20 protein-coding genes are annotated in these 17426 nt (G+C 63.9%); 9 read left to right on the top strand and 11 right to left on the bottom strand.

Translation table 11 applies throughout. From position 1 onward, the window contains the following. The first annotated feature begins 59 nt into the window (after positions 1–59). The 5 genes from SSA02_RS03005 to SSA02_RS02985 are packed head-to-tail and all read left to right on the top strand — an operon-like array spanning position 60 to position 5198. Positions 60–1094, top strand: a complete 1035-nt coding sequence (locus tag SSA02_RS03005) for a KpsF/GutQ family sugar-phosphate isomerase (RefSeq protein ID WP_147092402.1) — start codon at positions 60–62, stop codon at positions 1092–1094. After that, positions 1091–1918 (top strand): LPS export ABC transporter periplasmic protein LptC, encoded by an 828-nt coding sequence (gene lptC / locus SSA02_RS03000; protein ID WP_147092401.1) that lies wholly within the window; start codon positions 1091–1093, stop codon positions 1916–1918. Before SSA02_RS03005 ends, lptC begins: the two co-directional genes overlap by 4 nt. Then, on the top strand, positions 1918–2892 hold the full coding sequence (locus SSA02_RS02995) for an LptA/OstA family protein (protein WP_147092400.1): 975 nt from the start codon (positions 1918–1920) through the stop codon (positions 2890–2892). The genes lptC and SSA02_RS02995 overlap by 1 nt, the downstream gene beginning before the upstream one ends. Beyond that, on the top strand, positions 2889–3665 hold the full coding sequence (gene lptB, locus SSA02_RS02990) for an LPS export ABC transporter ATP-binding protein (protein WP_147092399.1): 777 nt from the start codon (positions 2889–2891) through the stop codon (positions 3663–3665). Before SSA02_RS02995 ends, lptB begins: the two co-directional genes overlap by 4 nt. Positions 3666–3671: 6 nt before the next feature. Next, on the top strand, positions 3672–5198 hold the full coding sequence (locus tag SSA02_RS02985) for an RNA polymerase factor sigma-54 (RefSeq protein ID WP_264884143.1): 1527 nt from the start codon (positions 3672–3674) through the stop codon (positions 5196–5198). 76 nt (positions 5199–5274) lie between these two features. On the opposite strand, the gene SSA02_RS02980 is transcribed toward SSA02_RS02985, so the two are convergent. From SSA02_RS02980 to SSA02_RS02970, 3 genes are all read right to left on the bottom strand, one after another. Continuing rightward, the gene (locus SSA02_RS02980) at positions 5275–5637 is read right to left on the bottom strand and encodes a RidA family protein (protein ID WP_246103573.1); all 363 of its coding nucleotides are present in this window, start codon (positions 5635–5637) and stop codon (positions 5275–5277) included. 70 nt (positions 5638–5707) lie between these two features. After that, complete coding sequence (locus SSA02_RS02975) at positions 5708–5962, bottom strand: DUF1150 family protein (RefSeq protein WP_147092397.1); 255 nt, start codon at positions 5960–5962, stop codon at positions 5708–5710. 76 nt (positions 5963–6038) lie between these two features. Next, a complete protein-coding gene (locus SSA02_RS02970) occupies positions 6039–6536 on the bottom strand; it encodes an Hsp20 family protein (RefSeq protein WP_147092396.1) in 498 nt (165 codons plus the stop codon). A gap of 189 nt (positions 6537–6725) precedes the next feature. Between SSA02_RS02970 and def the strand changes: the two genes are divergently transcribed. From def to truA, 3 genes are read left to right on the top strand one after another with little or no spacing between them, the layout of a single operon-like run. Further along, positions 6726–7271 (top strand): peptide deformylase, encoded by a 546-nt coding sequence (def, locus tag SSA02_RS02965; protein ID WP_147092395.1) that lies wholly within the window; start codon positions 6726–6728, stop codon positions 7269–7271. A 4-nt stretch (positions 7272–7275) separates the two neighbouring features. Beyond that, on the top strand, positions 7276–8226 hold the full coding sequence (fmt, locus tag SSA02_RS02960; RefSeq protein ID WP_147092394.1) for a methionyl-tRNA formyltransferase: 951 nt from the start codon (positions 7276–7278) through the stop codon (positions 8224–8226). Next, a complete protein-coding gene (truA, locus tag SSA02_RS02955) occupies positions 8216–9007 on the top strand; it encodes a tRNA pseudouridine(38-40) synthase TruA (RefSeq protein ID WP_186807645.1) in 792 nt (263 codons plus the stop codon). Before fmt ends, truA begins: the two co-directional genes overlap by 11 nt. A 229-nt stretch (positions 9008–9236) precedes the next feature. Here truA and SSA02_RS02950 read toward each other — a convergent pair whose 3' ends face one another. The 3 genes from SSA02_RS02950 to dapD are packed head-to-tail and all read right to left on the bottom strand — an operon-like array spanning position 9237 to position 11844. Further along, positions 9237–9869: a hypothetical protein gene (locus SSA02_RS02950; protein ID WP_147092392.1), complete on the bottom strand. Its 633-nt coding sequence runs from the start codon at positions 9867–9869 to the stop codon at positions 9237–9239. Beyond that, positions 9866–10999: a succinyl-diaminopimelate desuccinylase gene (dapE, locus tag SSA02_RS02945; RefSeq protein WP_147092391.1), complete on the bottom strand. Its 1134-nt coding sequence runs from the start codon at positions 10997–10999 to the stop codon at positions 9866–9868. Before dapE ends, SSA02_RS02950 begins: the two co-directional genes overlap by 4 nt. Before the next feature lie 14 nt (positions 11000–11013). Further along, positions 11014–11844, bottom strand: a complete 831-nt coding sequence (gene dapD / locus SSA02_RS02940) for a 2,3,4,5-tetrahydropyridine-2,6-dicarboxylate N-succinyltransferase (RefSeq protein WP_147092390.1) — start codon at positions 11842–11844, stop codon at positions 11014–11016. A gap of 281 nt (positions 11845–12125) precedes the next feature. Between dapD and SSA02_RS02935 the strand changes: the two genes are divergently transcribed. Further along, on the top strand, positions 12126–13154 hold the full coding sequence (locus tag SSA02_RS02935) for a GGDEF domain-containing protein (protein WP_147092389.1): 1029 nt from the start codon (positions 12126–12128) through the stop codon (positions 13152–13154). A 144-nt stretch (positions 13155–13298) separates the two neighbouring features. Here SSA02_RS02935 and argB read toward each other — a convergent pair whose 3' ends face one another. The 5 genes from argB to rnpA all read right to left on the bottom strand — a co-directional run bounded on the left by argB (position 13299) and on the right by rnpA (position 17419). Next, on the bottom strand, positions 13299–14213 hold the full coding sequence (gene argB, locus SSA02_RS02930) for an acetylglutamate kinase (RefSeq protein WP_246103572.1): 915 nt from the start codon (positions 14211–14213) through the stop codon (positions 13299–13301). Beyond that, entirely contained in the window at positions 14210–14887 is a 678-nt protein-coding gene (gene yihA, locus SSA02_RS02925) for a ribosome biogenesis GTP-binding protein YihA/YsxC (protein WP_147092388.1), read from the bottom strand. The genes argB and yihA overlap by 4 nt, the downstream gene beginning before the upstream one ends. After that, positions 14884–16683, bottom strand: a complete 1800-nt coding sequence (gene yidC, locus SSA02_RS02920; RefSeq protein WP_147092387.1) for a membrane protein insertase YidC — start codon at positions 16681–16683, stop codon at positions 14884–14886. Before yidC ends, yihA begins: the two co-directional genes overlap by 4 nt. Before the next feature lie 164 nt (positions 16684–16847). Next, a complete protein-coding gene (gene yidD / locus SSA02_RS02915; RefSeq protein ID WP_222591049.1) occupies positions 16848–17081 on the bottom strand; it encodes a membrane protein insertion efficiency factor YidD in 234 nt (77 codons plus the stop codon). Further along, on the bottom strand, positions 17078–17419 hold the full coding sequence (gene rnpA / locus SSA02_RS02910) for a ribonuclease P protein component (protein WP_147092386.1): 342 nt from the start codon (positions 17417–17419) through the stop codon (positions 17078–17080). The genes yidD and rnpA overlap by 4 nt, the downstream gene beginning before the upstream one ends. Positions 17420–17426 lie beyond the last annotated feature (7 nt).

Raw genomic sequence — 17426 nt, 5'->3', positions numbered from 1 at the left:
ACACCCCGGTGCTGCGCCTGTGCAATTGACCTGAGGCCGGCAAAGGGGGAAGAAAACACATGACCGAGTTTCCCCTCTCCGGTTTCGAACCAGGCAGTCCTGCAGATCTGGCCTCGCTCCCGACGCTCACGAGCGCCCAATCGACACTTGCGGCCGAAATTGCGGGACTGAGCGCCCTGCAGGGCGCACTGGCCCCTTCCGAGGCACTCGGCGCCGCATTCGCCGAAGCCGTCGCATGTATCGCATGCGGGCGCGGCCATGTCGTCGTGAGCGGCATAGGCAAATCGGGGCATATCGGCAGGAAGATCCAGGCGACACTGGCCTCAACCGGGACTCCCGCCTTTTTCGTCCATCCCGCAGAGGCCGCCCATGGCGATCTCGGGATGATCGACACGAACGACGTGATTCTCCTGATCTCGCAATCGGGCGAGACGAGCGAACTCGCGGCCCTGCTCGAACATGCGGCCCGTCATGCGCTCCCCGTCATCGGGATGACAGCCTCGACCGGCTCCACCCTCGCAAAAGCCAGCACGATCGTGCTTCCGCTGCCGCGCGCACCCGAAGCCTGTCCGATGGGCCTCGCGCCGACCACCAGCACGATCATGCAGCTCGCCCTTGGCGATGCCCTCGCCATCGCCCTTCTCGAGCGACGCGGCTTCACCGCCAATGATTTCGGTGCCTTCCATCCCGGGGGTAAACTCGGCGCGTTGCTCCGTCCGGTCGCAAAGCTGATGCATACCGGCGACTCGCTGCCGCTCGGCACGCCGGACATGACGCTTTCCAGCGTGATCATCGAAATGACGCGGAAGGCTTTCGGCTGTATTGGCATTCTCGACGAGGGAGGCATTCTGATCGGGCTGATCAGCGATGGCGATCTTCGCCCCGCACTCGATCGCGACCTCACCACCACATGTGCCCGCGAGATCATGAATCATGCGCCGATCACCACGCGCGGCGACATGCTCGCGCAGGAGGTCATCCACCTCATGACGGCGCGGCGCAAGGCCATCAACAGCCTGTTCGTGCTCGATGACGAAGGTCGTCCCGCAGGAATCATCCATCTTCACGACCTTCTCCGCACGGGAATCGCATGAGTACCGCTTCCGGAGAGTCGCCCCCCGAATCCGCGCGGCCGGACTCCACGCCCGCCGATGCGGCGCGTCCCGATACGGCACATGACGGAAAACCGCAGCGTCCCAGACGCGAGGATTTCGCCCGGGATGCGGAAAAACTCGCAGCCCTGCGCGAAGCCATGCGCGAACAGGGAGAATCGCGTCAGCGCGATATCCCGAGTTCCGCCGATCTCGCCTCGCGACGCAAGATGCTGGACACCGCCAAATGGGCGCTTCCAGCTCTGGCGGCCCTGCTTCTCGGGTCGATCGCCGTATGGCCCGAAATCGCCCGCTGGCTGAGCGCCAACCGCGCCGTCATGCAGGAAATGGCGCGGATGCATGTCGAGAGCGGCAATCTCGAAGGGGCGGTCTATCGCGGTCTCGACGCCCATAACCGGCCCTACATGATCACGGCACGCGTCGCCCATCAGAATGGCCCCGACCGGATCGATCTCGTCGATCCTGTGGCCGATACCCATATGGCCGGTGGCGGCTGGGCCGAGATCCGGGCGGATAAGGGGGTGTACATGCAGCATGAGCAGACCCTCGGCCTGACGGGGCACGTCGTTCTCTATCGCGATGACGGCACCCTGCTGAACGGTCTGACCGCCGATATCGATCTGCATCGCGGCGTCATCGCATCGAATGACTGGGTTCATGCCGAGGGACCGTTTGGCATCCTGGACGCACAAGGCTATTTTATCGACCAGCACGCCAATCTGCTGCAATTCACAGGGCCGCAGCGCGTCGTGCGCAATGACGACCGGCAGGATGCCCTGCCCTCACCCGCACACAAGGCTCCCTGATGCGTCGCCTCTCCTTCGTTCCGGCCCTGGCCTTCTGCACGACCGCCCTCTGTCTCAGCCCCTCCGTCGCCAGAGGCCAGGGGCTCGACATGTCGCATGGGGAACAGGTTCATATCAGTTCGGCCGGTCCCCAGACCTACGACCAGAACGCACGGACCATCACCTTTGCCGATCGCGCACGGGCGGTTCGTGGCAATGTGACGATCGATGCGGACCAGCTCATCGGCTTTCTGCGCAAGAAGGCCCCCGCTCCCGGCGCCAGCACGGGCGAGACCGGCACGGGCGAGACCGGGTCCGGAAAGACAGATACGGATACGACCGGCGCGGCGAACGGGGATTCCTCCATGGGGGGCTCGATGGAGCTCTACCGCATGGAGGCGATCGGCCATGTCCATATCTATACCGACACCGATCAGGCCTGGGGGGACAAGGCGCTTTACGACATCGACCAGTCGACCCTGGTCATGACGGGCAAACATCTGCGCCTGACCACCCCTCAGGACGTCATGACCGCGCGTGACGTCATGGAATATCACGCCCAGACCCATATGTCGGTCGGCCGGGGCGATGCCACCGTCACGACCAATGACGGCAAGCGCATCAAGGCGGACGTTCTCGTCGCCATCAGCAAGCCCGATTCCGCACCCGCGGGAGCCGGCAAGACGGACACGAATGACGGAAATGCCCGGTCTTCCAAGCTCGATCGCGCCTATGCCTGGGGTCACGTCCTGCTCCGCACGCCGAACGAGACCGCGACGGGCGATCGGGGTGTCTATGTTTTCGATACGCAGATGGCGCGACTGATCGGCCATGTTCACGTCACGAGCGGGCAGAACCAGAACAACGGCGCCTCGGCCATCGTCAACATGAAGACAGGCATCGCGATCATGAATCCGGCGCCGGGCCAGAGGATCGAGGGTCTCGTGATTCCCAACGAAGCCGGCAGCAGCAAACCTGGAGCGGTAAAGCGATGAACGACGCGGAAACCCTGGTTCTGCACGAGATCCATGACGACCCTGCCGTCACGACGGGCCTGATCGCGCATGGAATCGGCAAGAGCTACAAGAAGCGACAGGTTGTGCGCGATGTCTCCCTGCGGGTGCAGCGTGGTGAGGCGGTCGGCCTGCTCGGCCCCAATGGCGCCGGAAAGACCACGAGCTTCTACATGATCGTGGGGCTGGTGCAGCCCGATACCGGCACCATCACACTGGATGGGGCCGATATCACCCAGCTGCCGATGTACAGACGCGCCCGCCTCGGGATCGGTTATCTCCCCCAGGAGGCCAGCATCTTCCGCGGGCTGAATGTCGAGCAGAATATTCTCGCCGCGCTCGAAGTCGTCGAGCCCGATTACGAGCGGCGTCAGACGATGCTCGACGGGCTTCTTGCCGAGTTCGGAATATCCCATCTGCGCCACTCTCCCTCCCTCGCCCTTTCGGGCGGCGAGCGGCGCCGGCTCGAAATCGCACGGGCTCTGGCGAGCCAGCCCAATTACGTCCTGCTGGACGAACCTCTCGCGGGCATCGATCCGATAGCCGTGAGCGAAATCCGCGATCTCGTCTCCCATCTCAAGGATCGCGGAATCGGCGTGCTCATCACGGATCATAACGTTCGTGAAACGCTTGAAGTGATCGACCGCGCCTATATCATGCATAGCGGACAGGTCCTGATGGAGGGCGTGCCGGAGGAAATCGTGGCCAATGAAGACGTGCGGCGCGTCTATCTGGGAGAAAACTTCTCCCTCTGATCTCTCTTGACGCGGCTCGGCTTACAGGCACGCCAGCGGGCCGGTCCTGTCATGTCGGCCCGCCTCCGGCAGGCCGTCTCGCTTCTTGCCCAGTCCAATCAGGAACTTCTCGGGACGCTCACCGCCCTGGCGGAGACGAATCCGCTCCTGATTGTCACGCCACCTTCGCTCGATCCCTCGTCATATCCTGCCCCGTTCCCTTCCCCATTCCCTGCCCCGCCCGAAAGGCGCGACGCACAAAGCCGCGAGGAGACCGGGGAATACGAAGACGGCGCGTTGCCCGGCCCCGATGCGCGCTCTCACGGACGCGCGGACACGGTCCCGGACGCCGAGGGACGCGCATCCGGGGTCGCTCCGTCTGCCCCTTCGCTCGAGGCGGTCATGGCCGGGCAGATCGCCCTCGCCTTTTCCGACAGCGACGACAGGCGCATCGCCCTTGCCTTGCTTTCTGCGCTCGATGAAAGCGGGCGTCTCTCCTCGCCCCCGGCCGCGCTTGCTGCCGAATGCGGCGCAAGCGGGGAGCGACTGGACGCCATCCGCCGGATCATGATGCAGTTCGACCCGGTCGGGTGTTTCGCGCTGACGCTCGAGGAATGCCTCGCCGCGCAGTTTCGCGAGAAGAACCGCTACGATCCCGCCGTTTCCTGTCTGCTTGCCCATCTCGACTGGCTCGCGAAGGGAGAGCATCTTCGCCTTCGCAAGGCCTGTCAGCTCGACGCCGGAGACTATGCCGATCTTCTCGCGGAGCTGCGCAGATGCACCCCCCGGCCCGGAGCGGCCTTCACCCCGGAACCCCAGACGATTTTGCCGGACCTGCATGTCTTTCCCCGTGACGGGCGTCTGGTCGTCAGGCTCGACCCGCGAAGCTGGCCACGCCTCGAGATCGACGGGGCCCTCTACGCCCGTCTCCTGCAGGGCAACGACGTGGATCGGGGCTATGCACGGGAGAAGAAGGAAGAAGCCGAAGCGACACTGCATGCCGTCGAACAGCGGGCGCGCAGCATTCTTCTGGTCGGCGGCGCGATCGTCAGACATCAGGCCCGCTTCCTGCAAGATGGCGAGTCGGAACTGCGCCGCCTGACGCTGAGGGATGTCGCCGAACGGACGGGATTGCACGAGAGTACGGTAAGCCGCCTGACCGCGACGCGTTTCATCGGAACACCGCGTGGCGTCCTGCCGCTCCGCCGGTTCTTTTCCTCTGCGCCTGGCCAAGGTCATGCCCCGGCAGTCGCTGTTCCTGACCGGGATTCAAATGATGCGCACGATCCGGGCGCATCGCCCGGTGAGTCCCGCAGATCCGCAGAAGACGGGACGAACGAGACCCGACTGGGCGCCGCGGCCATTCAGGCGCGCATAAGACGGCTCATCCTGAACGAGACACCGGAAAATATCCTCTCCGACGAGGACGTTACCCGAACCCTCCAGGCATCGGGCATCGCCATACAGAGACGCACCGTGGCGAAATATCGCGAGGCGCTCGGCATTCCGGGATCGGCACGCAGACGCAGGGACAGGAAAGGCCTTGCCGGTTGAGACCCCCGGTCCTGTGACGGACACGGCGCCCCGGGGGATACGGGGGCGCGATCGCGCGCCTTCCGGTTCCCGCCCGTCAGAGCGCTGCGATTGCCGTGATTTCCACAGCCCAGTCGGGATCAACGAGACGTGCCTCGACGGTCGCGCGCGCCGGTTTGTGATCGTGATCGAGCCAGGCATCCCAGGCCCGGTTCATCGAATCGACCTCGGTGATATCGGTCAGGAATACCTGAACGGAGAGCAGACGGGTCTTGTCGGTACCGGCCTCGGCCAGGATCGCATCGATCTGACGGAGGATATCCGCCGTCTGGCCCTCGGTATCGAGAGACGCATCGTCTGCAACCTGCCCCGCGAGATAGAGCGTATTGCCATGTCGCACAGCGCCGCTCAGACGATGTTCCTCACCATAGCGCACGATATCGGCATTCTTAGACGTCACGTCAGTCTCCCTTGTCGATCATCCGGGCCTGAGCATTCAGGCATACGCATCCCGGAGGAGCCGGATCGGCTCAGTGGACCCAGGCCGGGACCATCTCGTGATCGATGATGGCCTCGAAAGCGCTGGACTGGTCTTCGGCGAGCGCCATGGGCGTTCCATCCGCTGCGTGGATGGCAAACGCGGCCTCGCCCTCATAGGTCACGGGTTTGACATAAGCCAGCTTGCTCATGCCGAAATCCTTGAGGTCCTGATGTGTCATACGGCGCAGATCCGAAACCGGCGCGGGCGCCGATCCGGTCTCCTCGTCACGAACTGATTTGGTCATATCTGGATCTATCCTGTGAGGTCGGTGCCGGATCGCCCCTTTTCGCCCCCATATCGGGGCGCGGGTCGTTCCGGGTTCATTCGTCGTCGAGATCGCGGATGGCGCGCGTGCGGCGCGGCTTTGGAACCTCGATATGGGTGGTGCGGGCCATGGATCGGTCCCGGCGTCCTGCGCTTATCTCGATGCGCTTGACGCGGACTTCCGGCTGGGGACGGAAGAGATCGATATGCAACAGCCCGTTGTCAAGCCACGCTTCGCCGATCTCGATATTTTCTGCCAGAACGAAGGCTTTCTGGAACTGTCGCGCGGCAATCCCGCGATGGAGGAAGACACGCCCCTGGCTGTCATCCGTCTGACGGCCGCGAATGACGAGCTGGTTGTCCTCCTGCGTGATCTGGAGATCGTCCATGACGAAACCGGCGACAGCGAGCGTGATCCGCAGTGTCGTCTGGTTGAGCTGCTCGATATTATAGGGAGGATAGCCGTCCGAAGCGGTTTTCGACGCGCGCTCGAGCATCTGCTCGAGGTGATCGAAACCGAGAAACATGGGTGACGTGAACAGTCGGCCTGACATGCAGCCTCCTCCAGGAGCGAGACGATAGGATAGGATCGACCCTCGAAGAGGCATCGGGTACCCGCGCCCGATATGAGCATGTTTGGGCATGAACGCAAGCGAAGCGCCCTTCGGGAATCCCGGTCGTTGCATCGAAAACCGTCAATACGAACTGGTTTTCCGGCGCATGACCGACTACATCCCGGCATCATGACTGCGCTCCCTTTTCTCGCGGACATCGAGTCCGTCGCCCCGACCCCCATTCTCGTCGCGCCCCAGCCCGTGCTGCGTGCCGTTGCGCGCGAAGTGACCCCGGAGGACATGGCGCTCGTCCGTGCGACCCTGCCCGGAATGTTCTCGGCCATGTACAAGGCGCCCGGGATCGGTCTCGCCGCCCCCCAGATCGGCCTCGGCCTGCGCTTCGCCCTCGTCGATGTCGCCGATGAGGGCGAGCGGAACCCGCTGGTGCTGATCAACCCCGAAATCATCGAGGAGACGGAGCAGCTTGCCGCACGGGAGGAAGGTTGCCTGTCCCTGCCCAACCAGTATGCCGAAGTGGTGCGACCCGTCGGCGTGCGTATGCGCTACCGGACCCTGGATGGCGTCATCGAGGAGATGGATGCCGACGATCTGCTCGCGACCTGCCTGCAGCATGAGATCGATCATCTCGACGGGATCCTGTTCGTGGACCATCTCTCGAAGCTCAAGCGCAACATGATCATGCGCCGGCTGGCCAAGGAACAGAAAGGACGCTGAGCCGATGCGCCTCGTCTTCATGGGAACGCCCGATTTCGCGGTGCCCGTCCTCGAAGCCCTGCGTGCGCAGCAGCACGAAATCGTTCAGGTCTATACCCAGCCGCCCCGCCCGGCGGGACGGGGCAAGGCATTGCGTCCCTCTCCCGTGCATCGCGCCGCCGAGGCCGCGGGCATTCCGGTACGCTGTCCGACCCGCCTGCGCCACGACGTCGCAGAGCACGCGTTCTTCCGGGCCCTCGATGCGGATCTCGCGATCGTGGTCGCCTATGGTCTCATCCTGCCGCAGACGATGCTCGACGCACCGCGTCTGGGCTGCCTCAACGTCCATGCGAGCCTTCTTCCACGCTGGCGCGGCGCATCTCCGATCCAGTCCGCCATTCTCGCAGGTGACGGGAGAAGCGGCGTTTCCATCATGCAGATGGATGCCGGCCTCGATACGGGAGACGTCCTGGCCGAAGCCGCCATCGACCTCTCGCCCCGGGAGACCGCATCCGGCCTGCATGACAGGCTTTCGCTGCTGGGTGCCGAGTTGCTGCTCGAGACGCTCCAGCGTCCCTTCGCACCGACGCCTCAGCCCGAACACGGCGTGACCTATGCAGAGCGTCTGACACGCGAGAGCGGCCGGATCGACTGGCGCGACACCGCTGCCGCGATCGATCGACAGATCAGGGGGCTTACCCCCTGGCCCGGCGCGTTCACCACGCTCGACGGGGTCGTGCTGAAAATCGGGGCGGCCGAACCGGTCGCGATCGATCACGCTCTGGCAGATGATGCGGCCATGACGCCCGGCACGACGCTGGATTCCAAACTCACAATTCTCTGCGGCAGAAACACCGAGGGCGAGAGCAACGCCCTGCGCATCACCCGGCTCCAGCGCCCGGGCAAGGCGATGATGCCTGCCGAGGCCTTTCTGCGCGGCACGCCGCTTGCGAAAGGGACGCGCCTTGGCGAATGACGGCCCTGCCCCGGGCTACACACGCTGGGCTCTGCGTATCGAATATGACGGGACGGGCACGGTGGGATGGCAGCGCCAGAACAACGGCGTCTCCGTGCAGGAGAGGCTCGAGGATGCGGCTTCGCGTCTCGTGGCGGATGCGCCGGTCATGACCGCCACGGCAGGACGGACCGATGCCGGTGTCCATGCCGCGGCCATGGTCGTTCAGCTCGATCTTCCCGAAACGGCCGCCCGCGATGCGCGTCAGATCCGCGACGGTCTGAGTTTCCACCTCAAGCCGCACCGGATCGCCGTGCTGGACGCGGCCGCGGCCCGACCGGGCTGGCATGCCCGTTTCTCTGCGGTGTCGCGCAGCTATCGCTATACGATCCTCAACCGCCCGACGCGCCCCGTCCTCGATCTCGATCACGTCTGGCATGTCAGGCACGAGCTGGATGCCGAAGCCATGCATGCCGCAGCCCGCTTCCTGATCGGTCGTCACGACTTCTCATCCTTCCGCGCTTCATCCTGTCAGGCCAGCGGCCCTGTACGCACGCTCGACCGGCTCGATGTGTCGAGAAGCGGGGTCTATATCCATATCGATGCCACGGCGCGTTCCTTCCTGCATCATCAGGTGCGGAACCTCGCGGGATCGCTACAGATGGTCGGTTGCGGTCGCTGGCCCGTCGAGCGCATGAAATCGGTACTCGAGGCACGGGACCGTCGCAAGGCAGGCCCGACCGCACCGCCCGAGGGGCTGTGTCTCGTCGGGGTCGGCTATCCCGAAGACCCGTTCTCCTGAAGACGCGTTCTTCCAGAGATCCGGCCTCCCGCTCCCTCTCATCGGGCGCGCCGCGCAGGCATGTGCCGGAAAGGCCGGGAGGGGCTTGGCGCGTCCGCGTTCTCTCCCGGACCGCGAACCGGGCTACGGGTCCGGGCTGCGGGTTCGGGCTACGGGTTCGGGCTACGGGTCGAAGCCAATTCCGGGGCCAATTCCGGGTCCGCTTCGAAGCCCTGCCGGGGGCGTGGCCTCAGTGGGGTTTTCCCATGGGGGCCAGCAACTCGCTGATCACGTTGTAATGCGGCGGCAGCAGGGCCGCCAAACCGTACAGCAGCATCAGGGAGACATTCACGGCAACGATGAGCAGCGCCGCCTTGCCGCCACCGATTTCGAGACCGGCCCGGGCGACGAACCAGCTCAGCCACAGCTCATAAAGCTCGACACCGAGCACGACACCGCCGACGGCAGAGCCTCCGGATGCCGCCCCCGGTGAGAGAAGCTGCACGAGGCTGACGGCAAACAGCATGATCACGATCGGAAGCCAGTTGCACCAGAGCGACGCCGTGGCGTAGCGGATCCAGCGATCGTCACGCTTCCAGATCACCGCCATGAACTGCGAGACGACGAGGCGGCTCAGCAGGGTCACGATCAGCAGGAAGATCTTGACGACCCCGATGGCATCATAGCCCCTCAATGCCTGGGACAGGATCGTAACGAGACACAGCGCCACACTCGGGGCGAGAGCGGATAACAGCGCTTCCGGCCCGGAGCCGAAGGAGGCGATGCCACGCGGGTCGCCCCGCCCGAGAAGCAGGACGCCACGAAGGATACGGGCTGCGGCACCGGCGGGCGTCTCGTCAGGCGTGGGAGTACGGGATGTCACAGGCCGAAAGCCTCCAGAAAATCACGATAGATGCCAACGAGCGTTTCGAGATCGGCAACGGGGACGCATTCATCGGCCTTGTGCATGGTTGCGCCGACAAGGCCGAATTCGGCAACGGGGCAGACGGAGGTAATGAAGCGGGCATCCGACGTGCCCCCTCCGGTGTCGAGAAGGGCCGCATTGCCCGTATGCCTCGCGATCACGTCCTGAAGCGCCCGCACCGGAGCGGCCGGTTCGGTAAGAAACGCTTCTCCGCTGATCTGGGACTCGATACGCCCCCTGCCCGGCGCATGACGCTCGACGCAGGCCTCGATCCAGCGAAGCAGGGTCTCGCCCCGATGCTCGGTATTGAAGCGTATGTTGAGGACTGCGCTCGCCTTCTGCGGGATCACATTGGTGGCGGGATTGCCGACATCGATGCTCACGACCTGGAGAGACGAAGCCGAGAAATGGGCGTTGCCCCGGTCCAGCTCCCTGCCCGTCAGCTCCCCGAGAATGGCGATGAGCCGGTGCACGGGATTATCGGCAAGATGAGGATAGGCAACGTGGCCTTGCGTCCCCTCGATGGTGATGCAGGCATTGAGGCTGCCGCGTCGGCCGATCTTGATCGTCTCGCCGAGATGCATGGGGTTCGTGGGTTCGCCCACGAGGCAGAAATCCGGGCGATGCCCGTGCTCCACCATCCACGGCAGGACGTCTTTCGTGCCGTGCCGCGCGGGTCCTTCCTCATCGCCCGTGATCAGGAGGCTCACCGAGCCGTTCAGAGGCCTCTGCGCGAGAAGAGACGACACGGCCGAGACGAAAGCAGCTATTCCCCCCTTCATATCGGCGATGCCGCGACCGAAGAGGAGACCGTCCCGGATGGTGCCTCCGAAAGGATCGGCGGACCAGCCGTCTCCGGGGGGCACCACGTCGGTATGACCGGCAAAGCACAGATGAGGGCCGCTCGAGCCGAGACGGGCGAAGAGATTTGGCGTCTCTTCTCCCGCGGGGCCGAAGGAAAGATGTTCCGTGGCGAAACCCAGCCCCGTCAGCGCCCGGTCCAGAACGGCAAGCGCGCCGTCATCTGCGGGCGTGACCGAGCGGCAGGCGATCAGGGAACGGGCGAGTTCGACGACGTCAATGGACACGGTTCAGTCGCGATTCAGTCGCGGAGGAGTTCGTTGATCGACGTCTTGGAGCGCGTGCGCTCATCGACGCGCTTGACGATCACCGCGCAGGCGAGATGCGGCGCATCGGGCGTGCGGCCGGGGAGCGTGCCCGGCACGACCACGGAATAGGCCGGGACGCGTCCCATGAAGATCTCGCCCGTGGCACGATCGACGACCTTGGTCGAAGCGCCGATGAAGACCCCCATCGAGAGCACAGATCCCCGCTCGACGATGACACCCTCGGCAACCTCGGAGCGGGCACCGATGAAACAATCGTCCTCGATGATCACCGGGGCGGCCTGGAGTGGCTCGAGCACGCCGCCGATCCCGGCGCCGCCGCTGATATGCACATTCTTCCCGATCTGCGCACACGAGCCGACAGTGGCCCAGGTATCCACCATCGTGCCGCGATCGACGCGCGCACCGACATTGACGAAGCTCGGCATCAGCACGACGCCGGGCGCGATATAGGCGGAGCGGCGCACGATCGCACCGGGCACTGCCCGAAATCCGGCTTCTGCAAAACGGAACTGGTCCCAGCCATCGAATTTCAGCGGCACCTTGTCGAAGCCCGGAACACCGCCGCAGCCACGCTCCGCCACGCGGCTGTCGGTAATACGGAAGGAGAGAAGAACGGCTTTCTTGAGCCATTCATGGACCACCCAGCCCTCCTTCCCCGGCTCGGCCACACGCAGACGGCCCTCGTCGAGCGCGGAGAGAACATGTTCGATCGCATCCCGCGCCTCGCCCTCGGTATGGGCATTCAGCGTGTCGCGACGCTCCCAGAGGGATTCGATCACGGGGCGCAGATCGGTACCAGGCATGGTCAGGCTTCCTTGGAGAGGGTTACGCAAGTGATGCGGACCATGCTCAGGACCTCCCCGGAAGTCAACGAATCTTAAGGCGAAACTTGGGGGAGATCCCGGGGGAGGTCTTCTGGGAGCCCCCCAGCCCGGATCCGGGCAGCATCCGAAAAGCATCCCGTTAAGGAGTAATTAAATTGGCGGTCCTATAGTGAATCCTGTTCGCCGTTCCGGTCCCGGACATCAGCCAGACCGGTCAGAGAGCAGAAAAACTCCAGTATATCCTTTCAGGAACCACCAGAATGAACGCATTTTTCTCGAAGATCATGCGTTCTCCTCCCAGCCTCTCCTCATCGGCTCCGATCGGTCAAAACGCCAGGAACGGGCATCGCTCCCGGGAAATCAGGTTGCAGACTGCCCTGCTCGAGGCCCTCCGGGCGGCCGTCTCGGTTTCCGACGGGCTGAAGGACGCATTCACGCTTTTCTGTGCAACGGCACGGCCCGATCGGGGCGTGCTCATGAGTTCCGGCCCGCTGATCGTTCCGGAAGCGCCGCGCTCGCAGCTGCATCTTCTCAAGGCCTGGCCCCCCTTGCCGGAAGGGAGCGACCCCGATCCGCACGGCTTCAACCTGATCAGCACCAATCTCAGCATACGCGCCATCACACCGGTGCGGCATCAGGGCGATATCGGCATCATCGTCTATTTTCCGCGCCGCTATCCGGCGAGAGACGCCGAATCCGCCCGTCGCGTTCTGGTCACGCTCGTGCAGACGGCCGCCGCCATGATCGAGGTGGATCACCGCTACCGCGTCTTGCTGCGTTCCCTCCCCTATGACCCCCTCACCCATCTGCCGATCTGGTCCCTTTTCAAGGAACGGGTGGAACGGAGGCTCGCGCGGCTCGACCGTGAGACGCTACCGGCGACACTGATGCTCGTCTGCTTTTCAGGGCTTCTCGATGTGCGTGACGATGCCGAGGTGGAAGCGGACGATGCCATCACCCAGATCACCCATGTCCGCGATGCCATCGCCTTCCTGCAACGTGCGATCCGCCCCACCGATATCATCGGACAGGTCGACCGGGAGAGCTACACGCTCTGGCTGGATGGCGGGGACCGCTTTGCATCGGTCGAACGAGCGGAACAGATCTGTCGGCGGCGTTATCTCTGTTCGGCAGGGGCGAATCCGCGAGTCTCGGTCAAGATCGGCCTCGTGACGCGCGAGCCCGGCTCGAGCGATACGCTCGACTCGTTTTTCGAGCGTGCGCGCCTCGCCCTCTCGATCGCCCGGGAGCGCAATGCGGACTGGCATTTCGCCCACGAGAACGCCTGACCCGGAAGCACCCGCTCCGGAAACGCCCGATCCGGAGACGCCCGATCCGGAGAAGCGGGGGCGCTCCAGCCGGACGCCCGATACAGACACGCCCGATCCGGATCGCGCGGCCCGGATAAGCTGAATCTTATCGGGTGATCCCGATCAGCTGGCCCGGATCAGGGTTCCGGAGCCCTTATGGGTGAACAGCTCGAGCAGGCAGGCATGGGGCACGCGACCGTCGAGAATGACCGCCGCGCTCGCGCCCGCCTTGACCGCTGCAAGACAGGTTTCCACCTTGGGAATCATGCCGCCTGAAATCGATCCGTCGGCGATACGGCGCTGCGCCTCTTCCGCGGTCAGTTCGGGTATCAGCTTGCCTGTCTCATCGAGAACACCGGCCACGTCGGTCAGCATGAGCAGACGCGAGGCATTGACGCTGCCCGCAATGGCTCCTGCTGCCGTATCGGCATTGATGTTGTAGGTCTCGCCTTTTTCACCCACGCCGATCGGTGCGATGACGGGAATCAGGCCCGAGCCGAGCAGGGAGTAGAGAACGCGCGGATCGATCTTGACCGGCTCGCCGACGAAACCGAGATCCACCGGCTCCTGACTCGCATCGCGGCTCCGATGCAGGAGTCTCTTCGCCTGGAGCAGACCGCCATCCTTGCCCGAAATACCGACAGCCAGAGCCCCTGCACGATTGATGAGATCGGCAACCTGCTTGTTGACGCTGCCGGAGAGGACCATTTCGATCACGTCGATGGCCGCCTGATCCGTCACGCGGAGCCCGTCCACGAAGCGGGAGGCAATCTCGAGACGCCCGAGCATTGCGCTGATCTGCGGTCCTCCGCCATGCACGACGATCGGATTGATGCCCACCAGCTTGAGTAGGGCAATATCGCGACCAAACGCGCTCGACAGGTGATCCTTGCCCATGGCGTGACCGCCATATTTGACGACGATCGTATCGCCCGCATATCGACGCAGGAACGGGAGCGCGCTCGCGAGCAGGGCCGCCTGCTGCTGCCCTTCGTCGTTCATGTCAGGATTCATGATATCGGCCACGTTCTTGATCATCCCGGCTTCCCTTCCGTCCCCAGCGCCGGGATCAGTCGGGCGATCTCGGCACGCAATGACTCGATTCCCGCGCCTGTCTCGCTGCTCGTCACCGCTAGGTGAGGATAGGCGGCGGCATGCTTTGCGATCGCCGCGCTCACCTCGGCGGATTTGGCTGCAAGCTTCGTCGGGCCGACCGCATCTGCCTTCGTCAGGACGATCTGGAACAGGACGGCGGCGCGATCCAGCATGTCCATGACGTCACGATCGGCCTGTTTCAGCTCGATACGCGCATCGAGCAGCAGAAACACCCGTGCCAGGGTCGGACGCCCGCGGAGATAGGCGAACATCATCGTCTGCCATTCTTCCTTGATCGCCTTGGCGGCCTTGGCAAAACCGTAGCCCGGCATATCGACGAGAGCGAGCCGCCCGCCGAGATCGAAGAAGTTCAGCTGCTTGGTGCGCCCGGGCTCCGAAGAAGCGCGTGCGAGGCTCTTGCGTCCTGTAAGCGCATTGATGAGGCTCGATTTCCCGACATTCGAGCGCCCCGCAAACGCAATTTCCGGCCCTGCGAGAGGGGGAAGCTGGTCCAGCTTCTGCGCCCCGAAGAAGAAACCGCATTCCGAGGCGAAAAGAAGACGGCCGTCCTCGATCTGCGCTTCGGTAAAGACCGTGGGATCGTCCTGCCAGGTCACGACTTGCCCACGGCCTTGCCGCCCTTCCCGCCATCGTTTTTCCCGGCGCTTCCGCCCTTCTGGCCGCGATCGATCTGCATCTGGATGAGCTTCTGCTGTCCATAACTCAGGACGTTGTTCCAGGTGTAGTAGATGACGATGCCTGCGGAGAGCCGCCCGAGGAAGATCGTGTAGATGACCGGCATGAACTGCATGATCTTCTGCTGGGCCGGGTCCATGCTGACCATGCTCTGACGCTGCATCAGCCAGATCGTGATGCCGAACAGGATCGGCCAGACACCGACATGAAGCATCTCGGGCAGGAAACTAGGATTGAACGGCAGCAGACCGAAGAGATTGAAGATGGTGGTGGGATCGGGCGCGGAGAGATCGCGTATCCAGCCATAGAACGGTGCCTGGCGCATCTCGATGGTGATGTTCAGGACCTTGTAGAGGCAGAACGCGACCGGCGCCTGGACGAGAAGCGGCAGACAGCCTCCGGCCGGGTTGACCCCCTCCTCCTTGTAGAGCGCCATGATCTGCTGGTTCTGCGCCATCTGATCGCCCTTGTTATGCTCGCGAATCGCCTGGATCCGCGGGGCAAGCGTGCGCATGCGCGCCATGGACGCGAAGGACTTCGTCGCGAGCGGATACAGGATCAGCTTGATGATGAGCGTCAGGATGAGCAGGGCGATGCCGAAATTGCCGACATGGCTGTAGAGCCAGTGAAGGATATGGAACATCGGGCGCGTGAGGAAGGCGAACCACCCGAAATCGACGGCCTTGTAGAAATAGGGAATGTGCAGATCGTTGGTGTACTGGTCGAGCAGATTTACCTCTTTCGCACCGACGAAGACCATGCTCGCCGTCTGCACGGCGGAACCCGTCGCGATCTGGATCGGCTGGCTCGAACGCGTATCGACGATATAGGCGCCATCCGTCCTTCCGGGGATGTAGCGGTACTGCGCCGTCACCGCGGCTTTCTGATCGGGAATGACGGCCGTGAGCCAGTAACGATCGGTCAGTCCGGCCCATCCGCCGACACCTTGCGCCGACCAGGCTGCGTTATCGGGCTTGGTGGCCCCTTTGCGCATCGTCTTGTAGGTTTCCTCGTCGAGCCGGTCGTTCATCACCGAGAGCGGCCCCTCATGCACGATCATGCCTCCGGTCTCGACGGGCTTGTAGTCGCGCTCGACACGCTGGAAAGGCGTCAGGGCAACCGGTTGACCGGAATCGTTCTGCACGGTCTGGGTCACGGCAAAGAGATACCGCCGATCCAGACGGATCGCGATCCTGAAGACGAGACCCTGACCGTTGTTCCACTGCATGGTCACCGGATGATCGGGGGAGAGCACCGTGTCGCTGCTCGTCCAGTCCGTATCGGCATCCGGCAGGCGGATCGTGGATCCGGCGGGCGCCTGCCACCCGATCTCGACGAAACTCGGCTGAGGACCGCCCTGGGGCTCGAGCAGGCGCACCAGCGGGCTGTCCTTGTCGAGCGTCTCCCGGTAATGGGTCAGAACCAGACTGTCGAAGCGCGCGCCGCGAAGGCTGATGGCGCCCGTGGCGTCCGGCCCCTCGATCGCGATCTTGCCTGCATCCTTGCGGGGCATGTCGGTTGCATTTGCCGGAGGCCCTCCGGGTACCGGCGCGGGAAGCGCCGATATCTTGCCCGAAGGAGCCGGTTTTGCCGGTTGGGTCTGGGATGAGGACGGGGTCTCGACGTCGTCTTTCGCGTGCTGCGGCACGAAATAATCGAAGCCGATCAGGATCGCGGCCGAGAGACAGGTTGCCACGATGATGCGCTTGATATCCATCAGCCGAATGCCGGTCTTTCCAGGTGAATGAAACAGGTAACCATGATTCCGGGCGCGATGCCGCAATCACAGCGGTTCAAGTGACCGAATTCCGAGCGCAAAACAATAGCCCGGACACGATTTCGGCGATTTGTTCGGTCTCGCATGCAGCCGGAGAACCGGGATCAGGGCACCGGATCGAAGCCACCGCGATGAAAGGGATGACAGCGCAGGATACGACGCAGGGCAAGCCACGAGCCGCGCGCGATTCCATGCTTGCGCAGGGCCTCTTCGGCATAGGTGCTGCATCCCGGATGGAAGCGGCAGTTCTGACCGAGTTGCGGGCTGATATAGCGCTTGTAGAAGCGAAGCAGCGTCAGCAGAAAGCCGAGAAAGACGCCCCTCGGACGCGCTCTCAAAGAGCCTGTCCCTTTCTGAGGGCGTGCTCCAGATCATCGACAAGACGGGAAAAGGGACGGGAGCGCGTCGAATCGCGTCCGATCAGGACCAGATCGACAGCCTCGAGGGAGTGGGTCTGCGCCACCTGACGCAGGGCCGCCCTGAGGCGGCGGCGGGTCCGGTTACGCACGACGGCGTTGCCGACTTTTTTCGTGACGGTGTATCCGACACGGGCCGGTTCGGCCTCTTCCCGCTTGAGAACCTGCAGGACAAGACCCGGAGTCGCGACCTTGCGCCCACGCCCCGCACAGCGGAGAAACTCTGGGCGCTTCTTGAGCGTCTCCGGTTGCCCTGCCAAGACGATC

This window comes from Swaminathania salitolerans, assembly GCF_007988945.1.
Lineage (GTDB): Bacteria > Pseudomonadota > Alphaproteobacteria > Acetobacterales > Acetobacteraceae > Swaminathania > Swaminathania salitolerans.
The sequence above is the reverse complement of the archived record's forward strand: the minus strand, read 5'-3'. Positions and strand labels throughout refer to the sequence as shown.

Coding starts and splice junctions, on each gene's coding strand:
- SSA02_RS02970 (WP_147092396.1), bottom strand. CDS start 6,536: ATGTCAGGCCGACTGTTCACGTCACCCATGTTTCTCGGTTTCGATCAC.
- SSA02_RS02975 (WP_147092397.1), bottom strand. CDS start 5,962: ATGACCAAATCAGTTCGTGACGAGGAGACCGGATCGGCGCCCGCGCCG.
- dapD (WP_147092390.1), bottom strand. CDS start 11,844: ATGCCTGGTACCGATCTGCGCCCCGTGATCGAATCCCTCTGGGAGCGT.
- SSA02_RS02935 (WP_147092389.1), top strand. CDS start 12,126: ATGAACGCATTTTTCTCGAAGATCATGCGTTCTCCTCCCAGCCTCTCC.
- SSA02_RS03005 (WP_147092402.1), top strand. CDS start 60: ATGACCGAGTTTCCCCTCTCCGGTTTCGAACCAGGCAGTCCTGCAGAT.
- def (WP_147092395.1), top strand. CDS start 6,726: ATGACTGCGCTCCCTTTTCTCGCGGACATCGAGTCCGTCGCCCCGACC.
- yidC (WP_147092387.1), bottom strand. CDS start 16,683: ATGGATATCAAGCGCATCATCGTGGCAACCTGTCTCTCGGCCGCGATC.
- lptC (WP_147092401.1), top strand. CDS start 1,091: ATGAGTACCGCTTCCGGAGAGTCGCCCCCCGAATCCGCGCGGCCGGAC.
- argB (WP_246103572.1), bottom strand. CDS start 14,213: ATGATCAAGAACGTGGCCGATATCATGAATCCTGACATGAACGACGAA.
- fmt (WP_147092394.1), top strand. CDS start 7,276: ATGCGCCTCGTCTTCATGGGAACGCCCGATTTCGCGGTGCCCGTCCTC.
- SSA02_RS02995 (WP_147092400.1), top strand. CDS start 1,918: ATGCGTCGCCTCTCCTTCGTTCCGGCCCTGGCCTTCTGCACGACCGCC.
- lptB (WP_147092399.1), top strand. CDS start 2,889: ATGAACGACGCGGAAACCCTGGTTCTGCACGAGATCCATGACGACCCT.